Genomic DNA, 25,244 nt, shown 5'->3' with positions numbered 1-25,244 from the left:
AAATGACCGCCTATCTGAAGCTCGACCACATCGACAAGACCTTTACCCGCGGCAGCGCGACGACCGAGGTGCTGAAGGAGATCAACCTCACCATCGAGAAGGGCGAATATGTCTCGATCATCGGTCACTCCGGTTGCGGCAAGTCGACCCTGCTCAACATCATCGCAGGCCTGACCCGTGCCACCACCGGCGGCGTGCTGCTCGAGAACCGCGAGGTGAATTCGCCGGGGCCTGATCGCGCCGTGGTGTTCCAGAACCACAGCCTGTTGCCCTGGCTCACCGTCTACGAGAACGTCAAGCTCGGCGTCGACAAGGTCTTCGCCAAGACCAAGTCGCGGGGCGAGCGCGAGGCCTGGGTCATGCACAATCTCAACCTCGTGCAGATGGCGCATGCCAAGGACAAGCGTCCCTCGGAGATCTCCGGCGGAATGAAGCAGCGCGTCGGCATTGCTCGCGCACTTGCGATGGAGCCGAAGGTTCTCCTGCTCGACGAACCCTTCGGTGCGCTCGACGCGCTGACCCGCGCGCATTTGCAGGATTCGGTGATGGCGCTGCATCAGAAGCTCGGCAATACCATCCTGATGATCACCCACGACGTCGACGAGGCCGTGCTGCTGTCCGACCGCATCGTGATGATGACCAATGGCCCGTCCGCGCGCATCGGCGAGGTGCTGGACGTGCCGCTCGCGCGCCCGCGCAAGCGGCTCGAGCTCGCGACCAACGCCGCTTATCTGAAGTGCCGGCGGCGCGTGCTCGAATTCCTTTATGAGCGTCATCGCTTCGTTGAGGCGGCGTAAACCAAGGTTTAACGCGCAGACCGTCTACGCCTAAATAATCGACATCTCGCTCAATCCTTGTGCGCCGCACAAGGATTGAGCGAATCGCAAAATTAGCGTGCGAAAACGACATGCAAGCATTTCGGGCAAGGCGAATAAAGCGCTGAAATCCCTGTATTTCCAGATCTCTCGCAGTTGGCACGGAAATTGAACTGTCAATTTGCGACGCCAACGACGACGTCCCTCAACATCATCAATCAGCATCGTGAACTCGCCACCGGGGGTGAAGCCTCGGAGCACGCCTCCATGCCTGGAGGCCGAGCCTGCAACGACGCAGCGGTGAGCCTGGAAGGGATTATCAATGACGAAAGATCCGACTCTGAACTCCACTTGGATTTCGGACTGGCGCCCCGAAGACGAGGCGTTCTGGAATGCGACTGGCAAGACTATCGCGCGACGCAATCTGATCTGGTCGATCGTAGCCGAGCATATCGGCTTCTCGGTCTGGCTGATCTGGAGCATTGTCACCACCAAGCTGCCCCAGGCAGGCTTTCACTACACCACCGACCAGCTCTTTCAGCTCGTCGCCGTCCCCGGCCTGATCGGGGCCTTGATGCGCTTCCCGTATACATTTGCGGTCACGACGTTCGGCGGCCGTAACTGGACTATCTTCAGCGCGGCGGTGCTGTTCATCCCGACGCTGTCGCTCGCCTATTTCGTGAGCGAGCCGGATACGCCGTTCTGGCTCATGCTGCTGATTGCCTCGACCGCGGGCCTCGGCGGCGGCAATTTCGCCTCCAGCATGACCAACATCTCCTTCTTCTTTCCCGACCGGATGAAGGGATCGGCGCTGGGTCTGAACGCGGCCGGCGGCAATATCGGCGTGTCCAGCGTGCAGCTTCTCACCCCGATCCTGATGACGCTCGGCGTCATCAACCTGTTCCAGGCGACGCCGGTCGACGGCATCTTCCTGCAGAACGCCGGCCTGATGTGGGTGCTGCCGATCGCAATCGCGGTGTTCGGTGCCGTGTTCTTCATGAACAACCTGACCTCGGCCAAGTCGTCGGTGAAGAACCAGCTCGCGATCGTCAAGCGCAAGCATACCTGGATCATGGCGTATCTCTATATCGGCACGTTCGGATCCTTCATCGGCTACTCGGCGGCGTTTCCGCTGCTGATCAAGACGCAGTTCCCGGCGATGACGATCTCGATCGCGTTCCTGGGACCGCTGGTCGGCTCGCTGTCGCGTCCGCTCGGCGGCTGGCTCGCCGACAAGGTCGGTGGCTCCATCATCACGTTCTGGAACTTCATCGCGATGGCGGCGGCGACGATCGGCGTACTCTACTTCGTCGGAGAGAAGGACTTCATCGGCTTCCTGTCGATGTTCCTGATCCTGTTCGTCACGACCGGCATCGGCAACGGCTCGACCTACCGGATGATCCCATCGATCTTCCGCGAGGAGAACCTGTTCAAGGTGCGCGGCAAGGGCGATGCGGCACGCGCGCTCGCATTGAAGACGGCGAGCATCGAGAGCGGTGCGGCAGTCGGCTTCATCGGCGCGATCGGCGCGGTCGGCGGCTACCTGATCCCGAGCGGCTTCGGCAAGTCGATCGCCCTGACCGGCGGCCCGCAGCTCGCGCTCGCGATCTATCTCGCCTTCTACGCCTCCTGCCTCGGGCTGACCTGGTGGTTCTACCTGCGTCGTGGCCCGCAGCGCGAAGGCGCGCCAAGCCTCGCCGAAGCGCGGGTCTGAGCTTGGCACAAAAGTCGCTTCCCCCCGTACGCGGGGGGAAGCAAACCCGAAGGCCGCAGAATAGGGGACTTTCATGAGTGAACCGCTCGTCATCGTCGGTAACGGTATGGCGGCCGCGCGTCTTGTCGACGAGCTCGCCAAGACCGCGCTCGGACGCTACGCCATTGCCGTGATCGGCGAGGAGCCGCGGCTCGCCTACAATCGCGTGCTGCTCTCCTCCGTACTTGCCGGCGAGACCGGCTCGCACGAGATTGAGCTGAGGCCGGCCGGCTGGTGGCGCGATCGCGGCGTCACCGTGCGTTACGGTTATCGCGTCACCGAGATCGACACCGGCCGTCGTGAGCTCAAGATCGCCGGCGAAGAGAGCATGGAATATTCGAAGCTCGTGCTCGCCACCGGCTCGACGCCGCTGCGGCTCAATGTTCCCGGCGCCGATCTTGCCGGCGTGCACACCTTTCGCGACAGCCGCGACGTCGACCTGCTGCTGACGCTCGCCGCCGCTAGGAAGCGCGTCGTCGTGATCGGCGGCGGCCTGCTCGGCCTCGAAGCGGCCTATGGCCTTGCCAAGGCCGGCGCGCCGGTGACGCTTCTGCATCTGATGGACCGGCTGATGGAGCGCCAGCTCGATCTGCCCGCCGCCGACCTGCTCAAGACGCTGGTCGAGCGCAAGGGCGTTCGCGTCATGCTCAACGCCTCGACTGCGCGCATCCATGGCGAAGGCCATGTCGAAGCAGTCGAGCTCGCCGACGGCAGCCGCATCGAGGCCGACGCCGTGATCTTTGCGGCCGGCATCAAGCCCAATGTCGCGCTCGCCAACGAGGCCGGCATCGCGGTGAACCGCGGCATCGTCGTCAACGACGTAATGCAGACTGCCTCGCCCGACATTTTCGCGCTCGGCGAATGCGCCGAGCATCGCGGCATCTGCTACGGCCTGGTCGAACCGGCCTACGAGCAGGCGCGCGTGCTGGCGCGGCATCTCGCCGGCCGCCCTGCGGCCTATCAGGGCAGCGTGGTTTCGACCAATCTGAAGGTGTCGGGCGTCAGCGTGTTCTCCGCCGGGGACTTCATCGGCGGCGAGGGCAGCGAGAGCCTCGTGCTCTCTGACGCCAAGCGCGGCACCTACAAGAAGCTCGTGATCGCCGACGGCCGGCTCACCGGCGCCGTGCTGATCGGCGATACCGTCGATGCGCTCTGGTATCTCGAGCTGATCCGCACCCGTGAGAAGATCGCGGCCATCCGCACCGACATGATGTTCGGCCGCGCGCTCGCGCTGCCGCCGAAAGCTGCTTGATGGTGTTGCCTGAATGACTGCAATCGATCCGACGCTCCGCACAACCAAAACGACCTGCCCCTATTGCGGCGTCGGCTGCGGCGTGCTGGCGACGCCCGACGGTAGCGGCGGCGCGGCGATATCAGGCGATCCCGATCATCCCGCCAATTTCGGCCGGCTGTGCTCCAAGGGCTCCGCGCTCGGCGAGACCATCGGTCTCGAAAGCCGGCTGCTTTATCCGATGATCCGCTGCAAGGGCATGCTCGAGCGCGTCGCCTGGAGCGATGCGCTCGATCACGTCGCCCACCGCATGCAGCACATCGTCGCGCGCGACGGCGCCGACGCGGTCGCGTTCTACCTCTCCGGCCAGCTCCTGACCGAGGACTATTACGTCGCCAACAAGCTGATGAAGGGATTTGTCGGCACGGCGAACGTCGACACCAATTCGCGGCTCTGCATGTCGTCCTCCGTCGCCGGCCACCGCCGCGCGTTTGGCGCCGACACCGTGCCCGGCTGTTACGAGGATCTCGACCAGGCCGATCTGCTGGTCTTCGTCGGCTCGAACGCGGCATGGTGCCATCCGGTGCTGTTCCAGCGCATGCTGAGGAACAGGCAGGAGCGCGGCGCGCGCATGATCGTGATCGATCCGCGCCGCACCGACACCGCGAGCGATGTCGACCTGTTCCTTGGATTGAAGCCCGGCACGGATACCGCGCTGTTCTCCGGCCTCTTCGTTCATCTCGCCGACAATGGCGCACTCGACAACGACTACATCGCACAAAACACGAGCGGCTTCGACGATGCGCTGGCACGCGCCCGCAGCATCGCCGGCAGCGTCACCGCGACCGCGCTCGCCACCGGCCTGTCCGAGCAGGACGTCGCGACCTTCTTCCAGATGTTCCGCGATACGGAGCGCGTCGTCACGCTGTACTCGCAGGGCGTCAATCAGTCGGCGCAGGGCACCGACAAGGTCAACGCCATCCTCAACTGCCATCTCGCCACCGGCCGCATCGGCAAGGTCGGCGCCTCGCCGTTCTCGCTCACCGGCCAGCCCAATGCGATGGGCGGCCGCGAGGTCGGCGGCCTCGCCAACCAGCTCGCCGCGCATATGGGCTTCGCGCCGCCCGAGGTCGATCGCGTGCGGCGGTTCTGGAAGGCGCCGCGCATCGCCACCCATGAGGGGTTGAAGGCGGTGCAGTTGTTCGAGGCCATCAACCGCGGCGAGGTCAAGGCGTTGTGGGTAATGGGCACCAACCCGGCGGTATCACTCCCCGACGCCGATGTCGTGCGCGAGGCGCTGAAGAAGCTCGAGCTGTTCGTGGTCTCCGAGAATGTGCTCTCCAACGACACGGTCGAGGCCGGCCCGCACGTGCTGCTGCCTGCGCTCGCCTGGGGAGAGAAGTCGGGCACCGTCACCAATTCCGAGCGCCGCATCTCACGCCAGCGCTCCTTCCTGCCGGCGCCGGGCGAGGCGCGGCCGGATTGGTGGATCCTGAGCGAGGTGGCGAGGCGCCTCGGCTTCGGCGATAGCTTCAATTACAAATCGGCGGCCGAGATATTCCGCGAGCACGCCGCGCTCTCGGCCTTCGAGAACGACGGCAGCCGCGATTTCGACATCGGCGCGCTGAAGTCGATCTCCAATGAGGCGTTCGACGCGCTTGCGCCGGTGCAGTGGCCGGCGCGCGAAGGCCAGGCTTCCGGCGAGCGCTTCTTCGCGGGCGGCGGTTTCTTCACCAATGATGGCAAGGGCCGCTTCGTCGCGCCCGAGTTGCCGTCGCTGCGCAGCGAGATCAGCCCGGCACGGCCGCTCCGGCTCAACACCGGGCGCATCCGCGACCAGTGGCACACCATGACGCGCACGGGTTTGAGCCAACGGCTGGGCGCGCATCTGCCCGAGCCGTTCGTCGAGATCCATCCCGACGACGCCGGCAAATATGGCATTGTCAATGACGGCTTCGCCCGCATCACCACCGACTATGGCCAGTGTATCCTGAAGGCCGTCGTCAGCGGGGGCCAGCAGCGCGGCACGTTGTTCGCGCCGATCCACTGGAGTGCGATGAACACCTCGCACGGCCGCGTCGGTGCGCTGGTGCAGTCGTTCACCGATCCGTTCTCTGGCCAGCCCGAGTCGAAGGCGACACCGGCCGCGATTGCGCCGTATGAATATGTCTTCCGCGGCTTTGCGCTCTCGCGCAAGGAGCTCGATCTGCCGCCGCATCTGTGGTGGACGCGCGTGCGCGTCGCCGGCGGCTTCGGCTACCTGTTCGCCGACAACGCCGATCTCGCGCGCTGGCCGGCGTGGCTCGCTACCATCGGCGGCGAGGACGTCGCCGAGTACCGCGATTTCGGCGGCGGGGTCTATCGCGCGGCCTCGTTCGCCGGCGAGCGCGTGGAGACCTGCCTGTTCGTCGGGCCTGCTCATGACGCCGGCGACTGGGAGGTGGTGAAGAGCGTGTTCGCGGCTGACGTCGTCACCGACGAGCAGCGCCGCCTGCTGCTCTCCGGCAAATCCACCGAGGGCGCCGCCTCGACCGGTCCGATCGTCTGCGCCTGCTTCGGCGTCGGCCGCGGCACCATCTGCGACACCATCGCCGCCGGCGCGCGCACAGCGGCGGAGATCGGCGCAAGGCTGAAGGCCGGCACCAATTGCGGCTCCTGCATCCCGGAGCTGAGGCGGCTGATTGCGCAAACCGAAGCCGTTTCCGGCAAAGAGGCGAAGCTCGCGGGCGCGGCGCGCTAACGGCCGGGCTCTTTCCCATCGTCATTGCAAGCGCAGCGAAGCAGTCCAGAATCCCACCGCGGCGACAGTCTGGATTGCTTCGCTGCGCTCGCAATGACGGGTTGAGGCAGTTGCGCACGCTACCTCCCCAACGTCGTCCCGGCGAAGGCTGAGCGTGGGGCGTCGGCTTGCGCCAAGGCTGCCATGATATCTGCGCCAATCGACGGACCCGGTATTGTGGCCTATGCTCCCGCGCATCCCGCCACACACAACAACCACAACAACCATGATGTACCTGGAAACGCCGCCGCGCTTGATCGAAACGCAAATCTACTCCGCCATGCCCGACAAATTCCGCCGCAAGGGCGTGCGGACCGATTGGGCCGACGCCAACCGGCCGGGTATTGCGACGGACTCCTTCATCGAAGGCCCGTCATTCGACGCCGACGGTAATCTCTACGTCGTCGACATTCCCTTCGGCCGCATCTTCCGCATCGCGCCGGACGGCGAATGGTCGCTGGTGATTGAATATGAAGGCTGGCCGAACGGGCTGAAGATCGCGGCCGACGGCCGCATCCTGGTGGCCGACTATAGACATGGCATCATGCAGCTCGACGCCGGGGCAGGGCGCATCACGCCGGTGCTGACTGCGCGCAATTCGGAATCCTTCCGCGGCTGCAACGATCTGCATCTGGCCTCGAACGGCGACATCTATTTCACCGATCAGGGCCAGACCGGCCTGCATGATCCGAGCGGCCGCGTCTATCGGCTGGCGGCGAACGGCCGGCTCGATTGCCTCATCGACACCGGCATCAGCCCGAACGGGCTCGTGCTCGATCCGACCGAAACCGTGCTGTTCGTTGCAATGACGCGCGACAACGCGGTGTGGCGGCTGCCGTTCATGAAAGACGGCAGCGTCTCGAAAGTGGGGCGGTTCTGCTCGCTGTTCGGCACCAGCGGCCCTGACGGCATGACGATGGACGCCAAAGGCCGCTTGTTCGTCGGCCATGCGTCGCTCGGCCACGTCTTCGTGTTTGCGCCGAATGGCGAGTTGGTCGCGCGCATCAAATCGTGCGCGGGGCCGAACTGCACCAACGTCGCGATCGGCGGCGTCAGGAAGGATCGCCTCTACATCACGGAGTCTTCGACCGGCAGCGTGCTGGTCGCGGATATCGGTGAACTCTAGCATGGGATGATCGTTGACTTGCGCGGCGCCGCGCTCCCTTTCCAATGATGGGGAGAGAGGAGGAGCAGCGCTCGAACTGATGAACTGGATCAAGATATGAAATCAAATCCCTTCGGCCAGACCGGCACGAGCGTCTCCGTCATCGGGCAAGGCACCTGGTATCTCGACCACGGCGACCGCAGGCGCGCGATTGCGGCGCTTCAGCGCGGTCTCGATCTCGGCATGACCCACATCGACACCGCCGAGATGTATGGCGATGCAGAGCTCCTGATTGCGGATGCGATCGCGGGCCGCCGCGATGAGGTGTTCCTGGTGTCGAAGGTGCTGCCGAGCAACGCTTCGCGCAAAGGCACGATCACGGCCTGTGAGCGATCGTTGAAGCGGTTGAAGACCGACCGGCTCGATTGCTATTTGTTGCATTGGCGCGGCTCCTATCCGCTCGAGGACACCGTCGCCGCTTTCGAGGAACTGGTGAAGGCCGGCAAGATCAAGTCCTGGGGCGTCTCCAATTTCGATGCCGACGATCTCGATGAGATGCTCGAAGTCGCCGGCGAAGGCAGGATCGCCTGCAACCAGGTGCTCTATCATCTGAAGGAGCGTGCGATCGAGCACGCTGTGATCCCCTGGTGCGAGCGGCACGGTGTGGCGGTGGTGGCCTATTCGCCGTTCGGCCACGACGACTTCCCCGCCAACGGCGGCAAGGGCGGCGCCGTGCTCGCGCGCATCGCAGAGGCGCATCGCGCCAAGCCCCGGCAGGTCGCGCTGAGCTTCCTCACCCGTGCAACTACGGTGTTCGCAATTCCGAAGGCGTCGTCCGCGGAACATGCTGGCGAAAATGCGATGGCTGGCGATCTCGCGCTGACGAAAGACGAGATTGCGGCGCTCGATACGGCGTTTCCGCGCGGCCCGAAGCCGCGCAGCCTGCCGATGCTGTAGTGCACAAACGCGTATTATTAATGGAGCGTTGACACGCGCGCTCGTCAGCGCATATCGGCATCCTGTTTTCGGAAGTTGTGAACCGCGCCCAATTGTCGTTTTTTACGAGGGTACTCGATTCGCATTTTTCCGAGTTCCAGCCGTGACCCCGCCGCCCGCCGCAGCCGCAAGGCTCGACAATATCTCCATGCCCGTGCCGGAGAAGAAGCAGGCTCGCCGCCGCGCACCCGCGCGCGTCGATCATCCCTTCAAAGGCATCTCACTGGTGCTGTTGTCGACGGTGTTCCTCGGCTGCTCCGACGTCACCGCGAAATATTTATCGTCGAGCTTGCCGTCGATCGAGATCACCTGGATCCGCTTCCTGACCTTCGCGCTGATGTTCGTGCCGGTGATGCTGCCGGGCTCGCCGTTCCATGCAATGCGTACCGAGCGGCTCGGCCTTCATGTCATGCGCGGCGCGGCACTGCTTGGCTCGTCCTTGTTCTTCATCACAGGATTGGGATTCCTGCCGATCGCGGAAGCCTCCGCCACCGGCTTTGTTTCGCCATTGTTCGTGACCGCGTTGTCGATCTTCTTCCTGAGCGAGAAGGTCGGCTTGCGCCGCTGGATCGCAACCGCGATCGGCCTGATGGGCGTGATGATCATCCTGCGGCCGGGCTCGAGCGCGTTTCACGCCGCTGCGTTCTTCCCGATCGTGTCGGCCTTCTGCTGGGCTGCCGCCTTGATCCTGACGCGCATGATGAGCGGCCGCGAAGCCGTCGCCACCACCATGGCCTATTCGGCGCTGACGGGCGTCGCCATTCTTTCCCTGATGGTGCCGTTCGTCTGGGTCACGCCGAGCTGGAGTGCGATCGGCTTCGGCATCTTCATCGGCGTCGCATCGACGGTGGGCCAATGGATCGTGGTGCTCGCCTATCGCTACGGCGATGCCTCGGTGCTGGCGCCGTTCTCCTATACGCAACTGCTGTGGGTCAGTATTTTGGGCTTCTTCCTGTTCGGCGAGGTGCCGGACGTCTGGACCGTCACCGGCGCGGCCTTCATCGTCGCCAGCGGCCTCTACATCGCCCATCGCGAGCGTATCCGCCGCGCGCAGCTCCTGGTGCTGGAAGAGCGTTCGCCGAACGCCTGACGCAATATCGCGCCTGGCGCGTCGTGCTACAGAATCTTACCGCAGAGGGACTTTGGATTGCTTCGCGGAGCCTGTCATCGGGCCGCGCTTCGCGCGGACCCGTTGGCTCGCAATGACGGGAGCGAGTATGCCTCACACCGGCAGCGCGATCGAATACTTCACCTGGCTCAGCGCAAAGCTCGACTCGATCGACGCGATGCCGTCGAGGCGGGTCAGCTTGTTCTTGAGGAACGCTTCATAGGAGGAGAGATCGGCAGCGACGACGCGGAGCAGGTAATCGCGGTTGCCGGTCATCAGATAGCATTCCAGCACCTCGTCCCATTTCGAGATCGCGCGCGCAAAGCGGTTGAGGTCCTCCTCCTTTTGCCGCGCGAGCTTGATCGAGATGAAGACGCTGACGTGCAAGCCCAGCGCCTTCTGGTCGACGGTCGCGACGTAGCGGGTGATGACGCCGCGCTCCTCCAAGAGCTTGACCCGGCGATGGCAGGGCGAGACCGAGAGGCCGACCTTGTCGGCGAGCTCCTGCATGGTCAGGCGGCTGTCAGTCTGGAGCAAAGCGAGGATCTTGCGGTCGATGGCGTCGAGGTCGGGCATTGGAATGAAACCTGTTCTACGAGCTCTCCATTGGTAAGATATCCCAATATCGGGAGGTATGGCGCGAAAAATTGAGAAGTTTGGCGCCGCTCCCGGGCGTATCATCGGGGCGTTATGTCCGGGAGCCGTGCCATGCCCGTCGATTCCGCCCGCCTCGAAACCCTGTCCGCACTGAGCCGCAAGGTGCTGTGGCTGTCGTCGTGGACGATCCATCACGCCAACCACATTCGTCTGAACGCGGACGGCCTCAAGGTCGGCGGCCACCAGGCCTCATCCGCCTCGCTCGCCACCATCATGTCGGCGCTCTATTTCTCGGTGCTGAAACCAGAGGACCGCGTCGCCGTGAAGCCGCATGCGAGCCCGGTGTTCCACGCCATCCAGTATCTGTTCGGCCGGCAGACTCGCGAGAAGCTGGAGAATTTCCGCGGCTTCAAGGGCGCGCAGTCCTATCCTTCGCGCACCAAGGATATCGACGACGTCGACTTCTCGACCGGTTCGGTCGGCCTCGGTGTTGCGCAGACGCTGTTCGCCTCGCTGGTGCAGGACTACGTCAAGTCACATGGCTGGATGAAGGACCGCCGCGAGGGACGGATGATCGCGCTGGTCGGCGACGCCGAGATGGACGAGGGCAACATCTTCGAGGCGCTCGCGGAGGGCTGGAAGCACGGCCTGCGCAACACTTGGTGGGTGGTCGACTATAACCGTCAGTCGCTAGATGCCGTCGTGCGCGAAGGGCTCTGGGAAAAGTTCGAGACCATGTTCCGCAATTTCGGCTGGGACGTGATGATCGTGAAATACGGCCGCTTGATGCGCGAGGCCTTCGCCGAGCCCGGCGGCGAGGCGTTGAAAACCTGGATCGACAATTGCCCGAACGCGCTCTATGCGGCGCTGTGCTTCCAGGGTGGCGCGGCGTTCCGCAAGCACCTGCACGACGAGATCGGCGATCAGGGCCCGATCACGAAGCTGATCGACCGCCGCAGCGACGACGAGCTCTTGGCGCTGATGTCGAACCTCGGCGGCCACGACATGGCGAGCATGCTGGAGGCGTTCGAATCCATCGATCACGATCGCCCCGTCTGCTTCATCGCCTACACCATTAAGGGTGTCGGCCTGCCGTTCCAGGGCCACAAGGACAACCACGCCGGCCTCATGACGGTCGCGCAGATGGAGAAGTGGCGCGCGAGCCAGGACATCCGGCCCGGCCACGAGTGGGACAAGTTCGAAGGTCTTTCGCAGGATGCTGCCGAGCTCGAAGCGTTCCTCGCGCGCGTGCCATTCAACCAGGACGGCCGCCGGCTGACCGCGCCCGCAGTCGAGGTGCCGTCGCAGCTCACCTTCAAGCCGTCGCCGCAGATGTCGACCCAGCAGGGCTTTGGCCTCGTGCTGAACGAGATCGCGCGCAGCGGCAGCGAGCTTGCCAAGCGCATCGTGACGACCTCACCTGACGTCACCGTCTCGACCAATCTCGGTCCCTGGGTGAACCGACGCGGCCTGTTCGCGCGCGCCGAGAAGGCGGACCTATTCCGCAGCGAGAAAATTCCCTCCACCTATAATTGGGATGCGTCGCCCAAGGGCCAGCATCTCGAGCTCGGCATCGCCGAGATGAATCTGTTCATCATGCTCTCGGCGCTCGGTCTGTCGCATCAGATCAACGGCGAGCGGCTGCTGCCGGTCGGCACGCTCTACGATCCCTTCATCGAGCGCGGCCTCGATGCGCTGAACTATGCCTGCTACCAGGATGCGCGCTTCATGGTGGCGGCGACGCCGTCCGGCATCACGCTCGCGCCCGAGGGCGGCGCGCATCAGTCGATCGCGACGCCGCTGATCGGCATGGCGCAGGATGGACTCGCCTCGTTCGAGCCGGCTTTCGTCGACGAGCTCGCCGTGATCATGGGCTGGGGTTTTGACCACATGCAGCGCGATGCGGGCGAGGGCGGCTCGGTTTACTTGAGGCTCTCGACGCGCACGATCGAGCAGGCGCAGCGGATCATGACGCCCGAGTTGGCGAAGGGCATCACCGACGGCGGCTATTGGCTGCGCAAGCCCGGTCCCAATGCCGAGGTCGTGATCGCCTATACCGGTGCGATCGCGCCGGAAGCGATCGAGGCGACCGGCTTCATCGGCGAGAGCCGGCGCGACATCGGCCTGCTCGCAATCACCTCGGCGGACCGCCTCCACGCAGGCTGGACTGCCGCGCGAAAGTTGCGGCGCGATCATCGCGGCGTGCAGCACTTGAGCCACATCGAAAAGCTGCTGGCACCGCTGCCGCGCGACTGTGGCATCGTGACCGTAATCGACGGCCATCCGGCGGCACTCGGCTGGCTCGGCAGCGTCCGCGGACATCGCGTCGAGGCGCTCGGCGTCGAGCGGTTTGGCCAGACCGGCGCGATCGCCGACCTCTATCGCCACTACGGCATCGACGCCAACGCCATCATCGATGCGGCCGAAAGCCTCACCACCGGCGCGCCGGTGCTCCATCGCAAGATGGCGGTGTGATCGTTCGCATGGGCCCCGGCTCAGCAGCGCACCGCTACTGGACAATGCTTCGCATCGCCAGGGAAGCGCTGCGCTGCGTCCGGGCACGAGAGTGGTTGGGCTCGGTACAATCTCGTGTCCTGGACGCGGCGCGACATGAAATGTCGCGACGCTGAGCCGGGACCCATGGCCGCGCTTGCCTCCCTTCGCGACGCGCTCCATATTCCGTCCGCCGCAACGCTGGCTCCGCATATGGCGGGTTCAACTGCTGACGCTTTCGTGCGAGGATGCCTGCCGAAACGCCCCCTCCATGCCCCCAAGAAGAGGTCAAAGATGGTCAATCGCATGCAATTCTACATCGACGGCGCCTGGGTCGATCCCGCCGTCAAGAAGTCCACGCCCGTCGTCAATCCGGCGACGGAAGAGGCGATGTACGAGGTTGCGCTCGGCTCCAAGGCCGACGTTGACAAGGCCGTTGCGGCCGCCAAGCGCGCCTTCCAGACTTACTCCCAGACCAGCCGCGAGGAGCGCGTCGCGCTGCTCTCCAAGATCATCGAGGTCTACAAGGGCCGTCTCAAGGAAATCGGCGCGGCCGTCTCCGACGAGATGGGCGCACCGCTGCCGATGGCGGAGAAGCTCCAGGCCGGCGCCGGCCTCGGTCACCTCATGACCACGCTCGACGTGCTCAAGAACTATCACTTCGAGGAACCCGCTGGCACCGCCATGGTGCTGCGCGAGCCGGTCGGTGTCGTCGGCATGATCACGCCCTGGAACTGGCCGCTCAACCAGATCGCCTGCAAGGTCGCGCCCGCGCTCGCTGCCGGCTGCACCATGATCCTCAAGCCGTCCGAGTTCACGCCGACCTCGGCGCTGATCTTCGCGGAGATCCTCCATGAAGCCGGCGTGCCGATGGGCGTGTTCAACCTCGTCAACGGCCTCGGCCCCGAGGTCGGCGCTGCCATGAGCGAGCATCCCGACATCGACATGATCTCGTTCACCGGCTCGACCCGCGCCGGCATCGATGTCGCCAAGCGCGCGGCTCCGACCGTGAAGCGCGTCAGCCAGGAGCTCGGCGGCAAGTCGCCGAACGTCATCCTCGAAGGTGCGGACCTCACGAAGGCGGTGACCGGCGGCGTGATGCACATGTTCAACAATTCGGGCCAGTCCTGCAACGCGCCCTCGCGCATGATCGTGCCGCTGTCGAAGATGAAGGAAGTCGCCGCGATCGCGAAGGCGGTCGCCGACAAGACCAAGGCCGGCGATCCGCGCGCCGAGGGCACCACCATCGGCCCCGTCGTCAACCGCGGCCAGTGGGACAAGATCCAGGCGCTGATCAAGAAGGGCATCGACGAGGGCGCAACGCTCGTCGCCGGCGGCCCGGGCCTGCCCGAAGGCGTCAACAAGGGCTTCTATGTCCGCCCGACCATCTTTGCCGACGTCACCAATGAGATGACGATCGCCCGCGAGGAGATCTTCGGGCCGGTGCTCACCATCATCGGCGCCAAGGACGAGGCCGATGCCGTGCGCATCGCCAACGATACGCCCTACGGTCTTGCCGGCTACGTCTCGGCCGACACGGTCGAGAATGCCAAGAAGGTCGCGCGCCAGATCCGTGCCGGCAACGTCAACCTCCAGGGCGTGCCGAATGACCGCACCGCGCCGTTCGGCGGCTACAAGCAGTCGGGCAACGGCCGCGAGTGGGGCAAGTACGGCCTCGAGGACTTCCTCGAGGTGAAGGCGGTCGCCGGCTTCAACGCGGCGTAAGCGTTACTGTCCGGAACGACGCCGGAGCGGGAAGTCGCTCCGGCGTTGTCGTTCGATTAAGCGAAGCAATCCAGAATCCTTCCGCGGAGACAGTCTGGATTGCTTCGTCGCAAGAGCTCCTCGCAATGACGGAGGAGGGACTACCCGCCGACCGCGCCTTGCGTGTTCACGTACAGCGCATAGATCGACTGGCTCGCCGCCATGAACAGGCGGTTGCGCTTGACGCCGCCGAAGCAGAGGTTGGCGCAGCGCTCGGGCAGCGCGATGCGGCCGATCATGACGCCGTCGGGCGCGAAGACCACGACGCCGTCGAGCTCGGGATCGCCCATGCCCCAGCCGCACCAGAGATTGCCGTCGATGTCGCAGCGCATGCCGTCCGGCGTGCCGGGACCTGCATCGATGAACACGCGCTTGTTGGAGATCGTGGTGCCGTCGGGTGAGACGTCATAGGCGAGGATCTTGCGGTTCGGCAGCCCACGCGACTCCACGACGTAGAGGATCTTCTCGTCCGGCGAGAAGCACAGTCCGTTTGGCCCAAGCACGCCCTCGGCAACAATGGTCGCCTTGCCGCTTGCAGGATCGAGCCGATAGACGTTCGGATCGATCTCGGACTCGGCCTTGTAGCCCTCGTAATTGCCGAGCAGGCCGAAAGTGGGGTCGGTGAACCAGATCGATCCGTCGGACTTCACCACGACGTCGTTCGGCGAGTTCAACCGCTTGCCGTCAAAGGAATCCATCAGCACCGTGATCTCGCCGTCATATTCGGTGCGCACCACGCGCCGGCCGCCGTGCTCGCAGGTGATCAGCCGGCCCTGGCGGTCGCGCGTGTTGCCGTTGGCGAAATTGGAGGGCTTGCGATAGACGCTGACGGCGCCGGTCTCCTCCTCCCATTTGATGATGCGCTGGTTCGGAATGTCGCTGCACAGGAGATATCGCCCATCGCCGAACCACACCGGGCCCTCGGCCCAGCGCAGGCCGGTGGCAAGCCGTTCCACGGCCGAGAGCTTCAACCAGTATTTTTCGAAACGGGGATCGAGTGCATGAATCGCCGGATCGGGGTAATAGGTCGCCGGCCGCCAGCCTTGAGGCCTTTCACCTTGAGGCCGTTCTTGGGTGTGGGACGATGCATCGCTCATTGCAGTTCTCGTTATTGCGTTCCCTCTGCCCAAGTCTGCTATCATTAGAGACCTACGACCGCAAATCGGTCACTACCGACGAGGAAAGACATGCCGCGCATTTTGATGACTGGAGCTTCAGGGGGAATCGGCTCGAGCTTGCGTAAGTTGCTGCCGCCGATCTATCCGGATCTCCTGCTCTCTGACATCAAGCCGCCCGCCAATCTCGCCCCGAACGAGAAGTTCAAGGCGGCCGACCTGTCCGATCTGGCGCAATGCGAGGCGATCTGCGAGGGCGTCGACGGCATCCTGCATTTCGGCGGCTATTCGGTCGAAGGCTCCTGGGACGATATCCTCCAGGCCAACATCATCGGCGGCTACAATTTGTTCGAGGCGGCGCGCAAGAAGGGCGTCAAGCGCGTGGTCTTCGCCTCATCCAACCACGCGGTCGGCTTCTACCCCCGCCACCACAAGATCGGCACCGACGTGACCCCGCGTCCCGACGGCCGCTATGGCGTCAGCAAGGTGTTCGGCGAAGCGGTCGGTGCGCTCTATGCCGACAAGCATGGGCTGCAAGTGACCTGCATCCGCATCGGCAATTTCGGCGAGATGCCGCTCGATCATCGTCGGCTCGCGATCTGGCTGAAGCCGGAAGACCTCGTGCAACTCTGCCGCATCGGGCTCGAACATCCCGACATCCATTTCGAGATCTTCTACGGTGCCTCGCTGAACGAGCGCGCGTGGTGGGACAACCACCGCGCCTACGAGTTCGGCTATCGCCCGACGGGCCGCGCCGAGGATTTCTGGCAGCACGCGATGGCCGAGCAGGCCAAACTGAAGCCGGACCCGGTCGGCGACTATTTTCAGGGCGGCACGTTCTGCAGCATGGAGTTCGATGCCGATCCGAGCCGGATCATCGACTGGACGAAGCGCTAGGGCGGACGAGTAATAGTTGACGCGGTGCGGGCCGGACATTCACCTGCTTTTCAGCAGGGAGAGACCGACTCGCATCGTCGAAGCGCATCATTTCGCAACGCGCGCTTCCTGCTGTTTGGTCACGTGCCAGAGCACAACATGATAGTGCGGCACATCCACTCCGGGGTGACCCGGGTTGAAGTAGAAGCTGACATGATCGACTGATCCCGCGGACCCCGTTCCCTCCAACGACTTGTGATCGTCGATGTCTTTGTTCGGGACCATGTACACCGTCGCGACCAAACGATCCTTGCGATCGAAGCACAGGAACGGCCCCAGCGGCAACGTGTCGGGCTTGACGAAGATGATACCGAGGCCCGGAAAGAATTTTGGGAAGTTCACGAGGTCGCTGATCCGCTTGTATCCGTTTTTTTCGGCGATTTTCCGCTGATTTGGCGGCGGACGAACGGCTTCGTGCTTCGCTTCGTGCTTCCTGTGCGCCTTGCCACGTCGGTAAGAGGCTGTCCTGGTTTGCCCGACCTTGCCGGCCGCTGGCGCCGCCGCCGGTGGCGCCGCGGCGGGTGGTGCCGCAGCCGGCGCGAGCGTCTGCGGCGCTGGTGGCGAGAAGGCTGGTGGCGAGAAAGGAGCAAACTGGGCGGCCGGACGCCTCACGTCGGCGATCAAAGCGAGCAACGCAACCAGGGCTGCGCTTACAAGCGCATTGCGCATCGACACCTCCCGAGGTTTGCTTGCCAAAGTTTGCTCACTTGGCCGGATTGCGTTCTCGCCAGCGCAAGAAATCCCGGAACAATTCTTCGCGGTCGGGCGGATTGGCGGTTGGCTTTCCCTCGAGGAATCGGCCGAACGCCCTGCGAAGCGCGGCCTCGCCGCCCGATTGCTGCTGGAGCCAGCGCTCTGCCGGTCGGAATCGTCGCCATCCGGGGAGCAGCGCGGCCAGGTTCACCTCGCGCCACTTAGGGTGATGTTGGTCGCCGAGAAATTCAGGAAAGCGCGTGAACAATGTCTGGACGAACAATTCCAGCAGCCGAAACCGCTCGTTGCGGGTCGGCCAGTTGTAGACGAAGAGGGCAGATTTGACCGCAATCGTATCGACGTTCGCATCGGCGGCGATGATGTTCGGGTAGTCTTCGTGGCGGAGCGTTGATGGCAGATAATCTTGCTGCAGCAGCTCCAGGGAATAGGGGATGGGCAGGAAGTGAATACCGCCGGCTTGCGGGGCATGCGTCAGGAAGCTGACCGGTTTTCCTGACACCAGCAGAGCGGCGGAGAGGTCGCCCTTCTGCAGACCATCCAGCGCGGCCTCCGGTCCCAGGTTCGATTCGCTGATCTTCACGCCCAGCCGGTTCAACACCTCGCGGCCAAGGACGGCGCCGGCACTGCCGTCTTCGCCGAGATTGACCCTCTTTCCTGCCAGGTCCGGCAGGCTTCCGATCTCCGGCCGCGCGAGAAGATGGAACTCTTCGATATAGAGCGGGGCAATGTAGGCAAGCTTGTCAGAGATGTCTCCGAACGTCCTCGTCTCCCGAAGCCGGTCAACCAGGACGACAGGCGCGATTGCCACGTCGGCACCTGCGAGGGTGAGCACGTCAAGGACGTTGCGGACGCCGCCGTTTCCCACGATGGGCAGGACCCGCAAAGCAACCTCGCCATGAGGGCCGGTCTCCTGGCCGCTAGCAAGCGTGGTCGCAATGTCCTGAGCGATCCCGAATTCAGTGCATTGCGGCGTACCGGTTACGAATCCCACCGTATACGGGTCCGCAGATCGCCCCGTTTCCTTCCTGGGAGTGCCTTCTTTTCGCGGAGACGCCTTCGCGAGCTCGCTCGGGGAATTGGGCGGCCGCTTTTGCGCGAGGCAGTCCTGGACCTGTCCGCCGAGCCAGGCCGCCGCAATCAAGGCGATGAACAAACCGGCCCGCATCGCTCCGCAGACCCTCATTGTTCAAACCTGCTCGCCCAGGCCAGCCCTCGCTTGGCGGCAACTGCTCAGGCAAATCCGGCCACGTCCGAAGCACCGCTGGGCAAATCGATCTCGCTAAAGCCTTCCAACGCGCCCAGGCCAGCGACGTTCCGTCAAGGAGTGTGCGGCTCGCTCGTGGCGGGAAATTGCCCAACTAGCGCCCAGCCTTATCCTCCGCGATGCGCTTCAGATAATCCGACTTGCTGAACTGCATGTGATCGACGCAGAGCTGAGCCAGGGCCCAGCTATCGCGGCCCTTCAACAGCTCGATCATCAGCTCGTGCTGGCGCTTCGACAGCGCCAGCCCCTCGCGGTCGGCGAGATTCTTCGCGCGCATAGGCAGCGTCAGGTTCATGTAGTCCTGGAGCGAGTGTACCAGATAGGGATTGCCGCAGGCGCCGAACAGCGCGACATGGAAGGCATCGTTGGTCTCGTGAATGCCGCGCAGGTCCTGCAACTCGGCCCTGGCGCAATATTGCCGCTGCAGCTCAATGAGCACGTCGATCAGGCTTTGCGGCGCGGGCAGCGGGATCATCAGCGCGGCCTGCCGCGTCAACATTTCCCGGACCTCGTAGATCTGCCGGACCTCCTCGGCCGAGTAGAACCGCACGGTGGCACCGACATTCTTCTCGCGGCGGACGATGCCGCGCCGCTCCGCCTCCATCAGCGCCTGGCGCACGAAGTGCCGCGAAGTGCCGTAGCGCGCCATCAGCGCGTCTTCGGTCAGGCGCGCGCCGGGCGCGAGACGGCCGAAGATGATGTCCTCCTCGAGTCGCGCGACGACATCGTCCGGGTCGTCGCGCCGAACCGTCACGGCGTTCGCGGTGCGAATGTGCTGCATCCCTCCAGCCTCCAGCAGGGCTCCCCGGTCCCGCCATCCCTGTGGAGCAGGGAGCAGTCAGATTGTCAATAATCTGGACCGCTCGACCGCCGTTCTGTGATGAATTCGCCGAAGCGAAGGCCAATCTTATTGACAATCAGGGGGCAGGCTGTACGACAATGGCTAGGCGGAATGGAGTGGCATGATGACGAGTGGCTTGCGCAAGGGTCTGACGAGCTATGGCGACGCCGGCTTCTCGCTGTTCCTGCGCAAGGCGTTCATCAAGGCCATGGGCTATTCCGACGACGCGCTCGAGCGCCCCATCGTCGGCATCACCAACACCTATAGCGACTACAATCCCTGCCACGGCAACGTGCCGCAGATCATCGAGGCCGCCAAGCGCGGCGTGATGCTGTCGGGCGCGATGCCGTTCGTGTTTCCGACCATCTCGATCGCCGAGAGCTTTGCGCATCCGACCTCGATGTATCTGCGCAACCTGATGGCGATGGACACCGAGGAGATGATCCGCGCCCAGCCGATGGACGCGGTGATCGTCATCGGCGGCTGCGACAAGACGCTGCCTGCGCAGGTGATGGCGGCGATCAGCGCCGATCTGCCGACTGTGGTCATTCCGGTTGGGCCCATGGTGGTCGGCCATCACAAGGGCGAGGTACTGGGCGCCTGCACCGACTGCCGCAGGCTGTGGGCCAAGTATCGCGCCGGCGATATCGACGATGCCGAGATCGAGGCGGTCAATGGACGCCTGGCGCCGTCGGTCGGCACCTGCATGGTGATGGGCACGGCCTCGACCATGGCCTGCATGATCGAGGCGCTCGGCCTGTCGTTGCCGATGAGCGCAACCATTCCGGCGCCACATGCCGAGCGCTTCCGCCTGGCGGAGGCGAGCGGCAAGGTTGCTGCGGAGATGGCGAAGACGAAGGGGCCGAAGCCGAGCGAAGTGCTGACGCCGGCCTCGTTCAGGAATGCGCAGGTCGTGCTCCAGGCGATCGGCGGCTCGACCAACGGTCTGATCCATCTGACCGCGATGGCGCATCGCTCGCCGCACCGGCTCGATCTCGAGGCCTTCGACAAGCTCGGCCGCGAGGTGCCGGTGCTGGTCGATCTCAAGCCGTCCGGCGAGCACTATATGGAGCATTTCCATCACGCCGGCGGCGTGCCGAAGCTGCTGGCGCAGCTCGGCGATCTCATCGATCTCGACGCCAGGACCATCACGGGGCAGACGCTGCGCGATGTCGTGGCGAATGCGGAAGAGGTGCCCGGTCAGGACGCGATCCGCTCCCGCGACAATCCGATCAAGCCGGAAGGCGGCCTTGCCGTCCTGCACGGCAATCTCGCGCCACGCGGCGCGGTCATCAAGCAATCGGCCGCGAGCCCGAAATTGTTGCAGCACACCGGGCGTGCCGTCGTGTTCGAATCCGTCGAGGACATGACCCTGCGGGTCGACGATCCCGATCTCGATGTGAACGCTGACGACGTGCTGGTGCTGCGCAATGCTGGTCCGAAGGGCGCGCCCGGCATGCCCGAAGCGGGCTATCTGCCGATCCCGAAGAAGCTCGCGCGGGGCGGCACCAAGGACATGGTGCGTATTTCGGACGCGCGCATGAGCGGCACGGCGTTCGGCACCATCGTGCTGCACATCACGCCGGAATCCGCCGTCGGCGGTCCGCTTGCGCTGGTGAAGAACGGCGACATGATCCGGCTGGACGTTGCCAAGCGCAGCATCGAGCTGCTGGTCAAGGCCGCGGAGCTGGAACGGCGCCGCGCTGCGCTGAAGCCGATCGCTGCGCCGGACGAGGCGCGGCGCGGCTACGCCTGGCTTTTCAACGAGACCATCTTGCAGGCCGATGAGGGCTGCGACTTCGATTTCATGCAGAGGACTGGGCAAGTGACTGGGAAGGGGTGACCAACCACCCGAAAACGTAGCTCAGACCGCAAAAGCGGCGGGCGATAAAACAGGGGGAAACGATGATTGCACGATCCATGCGTGGGTTGGCGGCTTTGGCCGCCGTCCTGTTCGTCGCTGGGGCCGGGGCGCAGGAGGTGAAGCATTATCGCTTCGCCTACGACCAGCCGCGCAATACCGGCTATTCCATCGCGGGTGACCTCTTCGCCGACAAGCTCAAGGAATTGAGCAAGGGGACGATGATCATCGATCAGTATCCCGGCGCTCAGCTCGGGCAGGAGCCGCAGGTCCTCCAGCTCGTGAAATCCGGCGATATCGAATTCGCCATCATCTCGTCGGCCAACACGGCGACGATCTCGCCGCAGGCCGGCGTGATGTCGCTGCACTTCCTGTTCCGCGACGAGAACCACGTGATCAAGGGGCTGGCCGATCCCCGCGTGTTCGAAGCGCTCAAGACCATGATCGAGGAGACAACGCAGGGCCTGCATGTGATCGCAACCGGCTCGCAGGGCGTGCGCCACATGTACTCCAAGAAGGAGATTCACAACGTCGGCGACATCAAGGGGCTCAAGGTCCGCGTCCAGGCGACCGCGACCGAGGACACCATGTTCCCGGCCTATGGCGCCCAGACCGTGCATATGCCGTTCGGCAGCGTCTACACCTCGCTGCAAACCGGTGTCGTGGACGTCGCCGAGAACAGCATCAACGTCTACCTCGTCAACAAGCACTACGAGGTTGCCCCTATCCTGAACATCACCGAGCACGAGGCCAATAATGCGCTGGTGTTCGTCTCCGACAAGCTCTGGCAGAGCCTGTCCGCCGAGCAGAAGCAGTGGGTACAGACGGCGGCCAACGAGATCAGCACCAAGGAGCCGCAGAAGGCGTTCGAGCTCGAGCGGACCGCGGCCGAGAAGCTGAAGAAGATGGGCGTCAAGATCGTCCAGGACGTCGACAAGAAGAGCTTCACGGCGATCGCCGATCCCTATCTCGACAAGCTCGCCAAGGAGCTCGGCCCGCACGCCGAGAAGATCAAGAACCTGATCCGGTCGGTTAACTAGGCTGGGCTTGCCGTCACCTCCGCGAGTCGGGCCGGCGTAAGCCGGGACGATGGGGAAAGTAAATGGCCATCGCCGACAAACTGGTTCTCAGACGGCAGCGTCACCTCAAATGGCGCGCGCTCGACTGGCTCGAGCTCGCGCTGATGCTTCTCTGCGGCACGTTGTGCTTCGGCTTCTCGCTGTCGGTGACCGCCGACATCGTTACCCGCACCATCGGCCATCCCTGGCTGTGGCTCCAGGAAGTCACCTCGACGCTGTTCATCTATGCGATCTTCATCGGCACGGCGGCCGCGACAAGGCGCAACGACCATCTCTATCTCACCGCGATCTCCGAGGCGATGCACGGCACGCCGCGGCTGATCGTGGAAGTCGTCATTCGCATCGTCGTTCTCGGCGTCGCCTTCTGCCTGATCTGGTACGGCTATCAGAATTATCTGCGCGGCTTCGGCAGCTTCCGCCTGCCGTCGGGTACGCCGATTGCCTCGCTCTATGCCATCATCCCGCTGTCGGGCGTGCTGATAGGCCTGTTCACCATCGAGCAGCTTGTCAACGGCCTTCGGAACGGTTTTGACCATCCCGAGCCACCGGACGAGGACGCAACGCCCGTCGTTACAGACGCACAGATGAGGGCGCAGCCGTGAGCGCACCAGTCGTCCTGGCCTTGATGTCCTTCTGCTTCCTGTTCTTCGGTTATCTCGGCGTGCCGGTGCCGTTTTCGCTGATGGCCGGCGTATTCATCGGTGCGATCCTCTCGGACGTCTCCCTTGCCGCGATCATCCAGAAGATCTTTGACGGCGTGGACTCCGAGGCGCTGCTGGCGATCCCGTTCTTTCTGCTGGTCGGCGAGCTCATGAGTTCGGCGAATGTCGTGGTGCGGATCGCGAACTTGTCGGTGTCGCTGGTCGGGCACATCAGGGGCGGCCTGTCGCAGGTCGTGGTCGTCTTCAGCATGTTCTTTTCGGAGATGTCCGGCTCGACCACCGCCGACGTCGCCGTGATGAGCCGCGCGCTGGGCGGTCCAATGAAGCGCGAGGGCTATGAGCCCGCCTTCATCGCGGCCATCATCGCCTCGGCCTCGACCATCGCGGCGCTGGTGCCGCCGAGCATCACGGCCGTGGTCTATGGCGCGGTCGGCAATGTCTCGATCGCCGGCCTGTTCATGGCGGGCGTGGTGCCGGGCCTCATGATCGGCTTCGGCCTGATGATCTACTGCTATTTCTTCGGGCCTTCGGGCTTGCGCAAGCCGCGGGCGCCGTTGCGCCAGGTGGCGTTCGCTGCCGGCGATGCCGCCTTGCCGCTGATGATCCCGGTGATCCTGCTCGGCGGCATCCTGACCGGCTGGTTCACGCCGACGGAGGCCGGCGTCGTCGCCGTGGCCTGGATTATCCTGGTCGTGATCCCCGCGCTCAATCGCGGCCACTTCAAGAAGATCCCTTACGATTTCTGCCTCGCCGGCCTGATCTTCTCGCTGCCGCTGATCACGATCGGCGCCGCCAACGCCTTCGGCTGGATGCTGGCCTATTTGCGTGGCGCGAACTACATCGCGGAATGGATCACCTCCATCGCCGGCAACGATCCGCATCTGATCATGCTGTTGATGGTGCTGCTGTTCACCGTGGTGGGTGACTTCATCGAGCCGGTGCCGACCATCATCATCTTCATGCCGCTGGTCAACGCGCTGACGGAGGCGGGCGACATCAATGGCGTGCATATGGGCGTGGTGCTGATCGCCACGCTCGCGTTCGGCCTGATTACGCCGCCCTATGGGCTGGTGCTGCTGATGGCGTCGAAATTCGTCGGCATCAGCTTCGCCAAGGCGTTGCGCGCGGCGCTGCCGATCTACGTCGTGTTCTTCGCCACCATCGCGTTTGCGATCTACTTCCCGAGCGTGGTGCTCTGGCTGCCGCGGCACGTGCTGCCGGAGTCGGTCGGCTGCTTCAAGTCGCCGGCAGGGACGGGCTACATCTGTCCGCAGTGAGTGTCGCGGCTACTTGCCCTTGCTCGTGAATTTCTTCACGGCGACGCGAAATTCTTCTGTGTTCATCGCCATGATGATCTTGTGCTCTTCGGCGTCGAGCTGCTGCTTCACCGGCGTGGTCGCGGCCTGGTAGACTAGCGACTTGGTGCCGGCGATCGCCGCCGGCGGGTTCTGCGCGAGGCGCTCGGCGAGCTGCCGTGTCGCCTCCTTCAGCTCGGCCGGAGGCACGATCTTGGCGACCAGACCCCACTCATAGGCCTGCTGCGCGGTAAAATTGTCCTCGGACAGGAATATCTGAAGCGCGCGGCGGGATCCGACTGTGCCGACGATGCCGACCGTGCTGCCACCGTCCGGCGAGACGCCGATCTTGGCATAGGCCGGCGTGAAGCGGGCATCCTCTGCGGCAATGCAGAGGTCGGTGACGAAGGCGAGACCCATGCCGGCGCCGGCCGCCGAACCGTGAACGCTGGATAGCGACAGTTTGGGCATGCGCCGGATGGTCTCGATGAAGGCGTGATAATGCTTCAGCAGTTCGCCGACGACCGGCGTCACCGTATTGGCTTCGGCCGCAGCGCCGATTGTCTGCAGATCGCCGCCGGCGCAGAAGGCGCGGCCTTCGCCCTCGATGACCACGACCCTGATCTCGTCGGCGCCCTCGATATACGCCGCGAGCTGTTCGAGCCGCTGCGCAATCGCAAGATTGATCGAGTTAAACGCGGCGGGGCGGTTGAGCGTGATGGTTGCGATCGGGCCATCGATCCGCAGCAGGGCGGCATCATCGGGACGGGAGACGGGAGCAGACATCGGAAAATCCCCGGCATGAGGTCGTTGGCGCAACTAAATCGCAGAAGCCG

At 64.2% G+C, this 25,244-nt stretch carries 20 protein-coding genes; 14 read left to right on the top strand and 6 right to left on the bottom strand.

Annotated elements, in window-relative coordinates; all coding sequences use genetic code 11:
- Window positions 1-2: 2 nt before the first annotated feature.
- The 7 genes from MTX21_RS12945 (at window position 3) to MTX21_RS12915 (ending at window position 9,769) form a co-directional block, all read left to right on the top strand.
- Entirely contained in the window at window positions 3-797 is a 795-nt protein-coding gene (locus tag MTX21_RS12945; protein WP_280965195.1) for an ABC transporter ATP-binding protein, read from the top strand.
- A gap of 340 nt (window positions 798-1,137) precedes the next feature.
- Window positions 1,138-2,529 carry an MFS transporter gene (locus tag MTX21_RS12940; RefSeq protein ID WP_280965194.1) on the top strand — a complete coding sequence of 464 codons (1,392 nt, stop codon included), beginning with the start codon at window positions 1,138-1,140 and terminating at the stop codon, window positions 2,527-2,529.
- Between the two features lie 73 nt (window positions 2,530-2,602).
- Window positions 2,603-3,820 carry an FAD-dependent oxidoreductase gene (locus MTX21_RS12935; RefSeq protein WP_280965193.1) on the top strand — a complete coding sequence of 406 codons (1,218 nt, stop codon included), beginning with the start codon at window positions 2,603-2,605 and terminating at the stop codon, window positions 3,818-3,820.
- A gap of 13 nt (window positions 3,821-3,833) precedes the next feature.
- A complete protein-coding gene (locus MTX21_RS12930) occupies window positions 3,834-6,539 on the top strand; it encodes a nitrate reductase (RefSeq protein WP_280965192.1) in 2,706 nt (901 codons plus the stop codon).
- Window positions 6,540-6,807: 268 nt separating this feature from the next.
- A complete protein-coding gene (locus MTX21_RS12925) occupies window positions 6,808-7,704 on the top strand; it encodes an SMP-30/gluconolactonase/LRE family protein (RefSeq protein WP_280971038.1) in 897 nt (298 codons plus the stop codon).
- A 96-nt stretch (window positions 7,705-7,800) separates the two neighbouring features.
- The gene (locus MTX21_RS12920; protein ID WP_280965191.1) at window positions 7,801-8,640 is read left to right on the top strand and encodes an aldo/keto reductase; all 840 of its coding nucleotides are present in this window, start codon (window positions 7,801-7,803) and stop codon (window positions 8,638-8,640) included.
- Between the two features lie 187 nt (window positions 8,641-8,827).
- Window positions 8,828-9,769, top strand: a complete 942-nt coding sequence (locus MTX21_RS12915) for a DMT family transporter (RefSeq protein ID WP_280971037.1) — start codon at window positions 8,828-8,830, stop codon at window positions 9,767-9,769.
- A gap of 132 nt (window positions 9,770-9,901) precedes the next feature.
- Here MTX21_RS12915 and MTX21_RS12910 read toward each other — a convergent pair whose 3' ends face one another.
- Window positions 9,902-10,363, bottom strand: coding sequence for an Lrp/AsnC family transcriptional regulator (locus MTX21_RS12910; RefSeq protein WP_280965190.1), 462 nt, complete (start codon window positions 10,361-10,363; stop codon window positions 9,902-9,904).
- Between the two features lie 132 nt (window positions 10,364-10,495).
- Here MTX21_RS12910 and MTX21_RS12905 point away from each other — a divergent pair, with 132 nt between their 5' ends.
- Both MTX21_RS12905 and MTX21_RS12900 read left to right on the top strand, forming a co-directional pair.
- Window positions 10,496-12,859 carry a transketolase gene (locus MTX21_RS12905; RefSeq protein ID WP_280965189.1) on the top strand — a complete coding sequence of 788 codons (2,364 nt, stop codon included), beginning with the start codon at window positions 10,496-10,498 and terminating at the stop codon, window positions 12,857-12,859.
- A gap of 312 nt (window positions 12,860-13,171) precedes the next feature.
- Window positions 13,172-14,602 (top strand): aldehyde dehydrogenase family protein, encoded by a 1,431-nt coding sequence (locus tag MTX21_RS12900; protein ID WP_280965188.1) that lies wholly within the window; start codon window positions 13,172-13,174, stop codon window positions 14,600-14,602.
- A 140-nt stretch (window positions 14,603-14,742) separates the two neighbouring features.
- On the opposite strand, the gene MTX21_RS12895 is transcribed toward MTX21_RS12900, so the two are convergent.
- On the bottom strand, window positions 14,743-15,738 hold the full coding sequence (locus MTX21_RS12895; RefSeq protein ID WP_280965187.1) for an SMP-30/gluconolactonase/LRE family protein: 996 nt from the start codon (window positions 15,736-15,738) through the stop codon (window positions 14,743-14,745).
- A gap of 90 nt (window positions 15,739-15,828) precedes the next feature.
- Between MTX21_RS12895 and MTX21_RS12890 the strand changes: the two genes are divergently transcribed.
- Window positions 15,829-16,653: an NAD(P)-dependent oxidoreductase gene (locus tag MTX21_RS12890; protein ID WP_280965186.1), complete on the top strand. Its 825-nt coding sequence runs from the start codon at window positions 15,829-15,831 to the stop codon at window positions 16,651-16,653.
- A gap of 87 nt (window positions 16,654-16,740) precedes the next feature.
- Here the strand turns inward: MTX21_RS12890 and MTX21_RS12885 are convergent, their stop codons facing one another.
- The 3 genes from MTX21_RS12885 to MTX21_RS12875 form a co-directional block, all read right to left on the bottom strand.
- Window positions 16,741-17,361, bottom strand: a complete 621-nt coding sequence (locus tag MTX21_RS12885; RefSeq protein WP_280965185.1) for a hypothetical protein — start codon at window positions 17,359-17,361, stop codon at window positions 16,741-16,743.
- A 34-nt stretch (window positions 17,362-17,395) separates the two neighbouring features.
- Complete coding sequence (locus MTX21_RS12880; RefSeq protein WP_280965184.1) at window positions 17,396-18,559, bottom strand: TAXI family TRAP transporter solute-binding subunit; 1,164 nt, start codon at window positions 18,557-18,559, stop codon at window positions 17,396-17,398.
- Between the two features lie 205 nt (window positions 18,560-18,764).
- Window positions 18,765-19,451, bottom strand: coding sequence for a GntR family transcriptional regulator (locus tag MTX21_RS12875; RefSeq protein ID WP_280965183.1), 687 nt, complete (start codon window positions 19,449-19,451; stop codon window positions 18,765-18,767).
- A gap of 184 nt (window positions 19,452-19,635) precedes the next feature.
- Between MTX21_RS12875 and MTX21_RS12870 the strand changes: the two genes are divergently transcribed.
- From MTX21_RS12870 to MTX21_RS12855, 4 genes are all read left to right on the top strand, one after another.
- Window positions 19,636-21,354 (top strand): IlvD/Edd family dehydratase, encoded by a 1,719-nt coding sequence (locus MTX21_RS12870; RefSeq protein WP_280965182.1) that lies wholly within the window; start codon window positions 19,636-19,638, stop codon window positions 21,352-21,354.
- A 62-nt stretch (window positions 21,355-21,416) separates the two neighbouring features.
- Entirely contained in the window at window positions 21,417-22,412 is a 996-nt protein-coding gene (locus MTX21_RS12865; RefSeq protein WP_280965181.1) for a TRAP transporter substrate-binding protein, read from the top strand.
- A 62-nt stretch (window positions 22,413-22,474) separates the two neighbouring features.
- Window positions 22,475-23,053 carry a TRAP transporter small permease gene (locus MTX21_RS12860; RefSeq protein WP_280965180.1) on the top strand — a complete coding sequence of 193 codons (579 nt, stop codon included), beginning with the start codon at window positions 22,475-22,477 and terminating at the stop codon, window positions 23,051-23,053.
- Complete coding sequence (locus MTX21_RS12855; protein WP_280965179.1) at window positions 23,050-24,390, top strand: TRAP transporter large permease; 1,341 nt, start codon at window positions 23,050-23,052, stop codon at window positions 24,388-24,390. The genes MTX21_RS12860 and MTX21_RS12855 overlap by 4 nt, the downstream gene beginning before the upstream one ends.
- A gap of 9 nt (window positions 24,391-24,399) precedes the next feature.
- Here the strand turns inward: MTX21_RS12855 and MTX21_RS12850 are convergent, their stop codons facing one another.
- Window positions 24,400-25,194, bottom strand: a complete 795-nt coding sequence (locus tag MTX21_RS12850) for an enoyl-CoA hydratase/isomerase family protein (protein WP_280965178.1) — start codon at window positions 25,192-25,194, stop codon at window positions 24,400-24,402.
- Between the last annotated feature and the right edge of the window lie 50 nt (window positions 25,195-25,244).

The sequence above is a fragment of the Bradyrhizobium sp. ISRA430 genome (genome assembly GCF_029909975.1).
Classification (GTDB): Bacteria; Pseudomonadota; Alphaproteobacteria; order Rhizobiales; family Xanthobacteraceae; genus Bradyrhizobium.
Note: the sequence above shows the minus strand (reverse complement) of the source record. Positions and strands in the feature narration are given on the sequence as shown.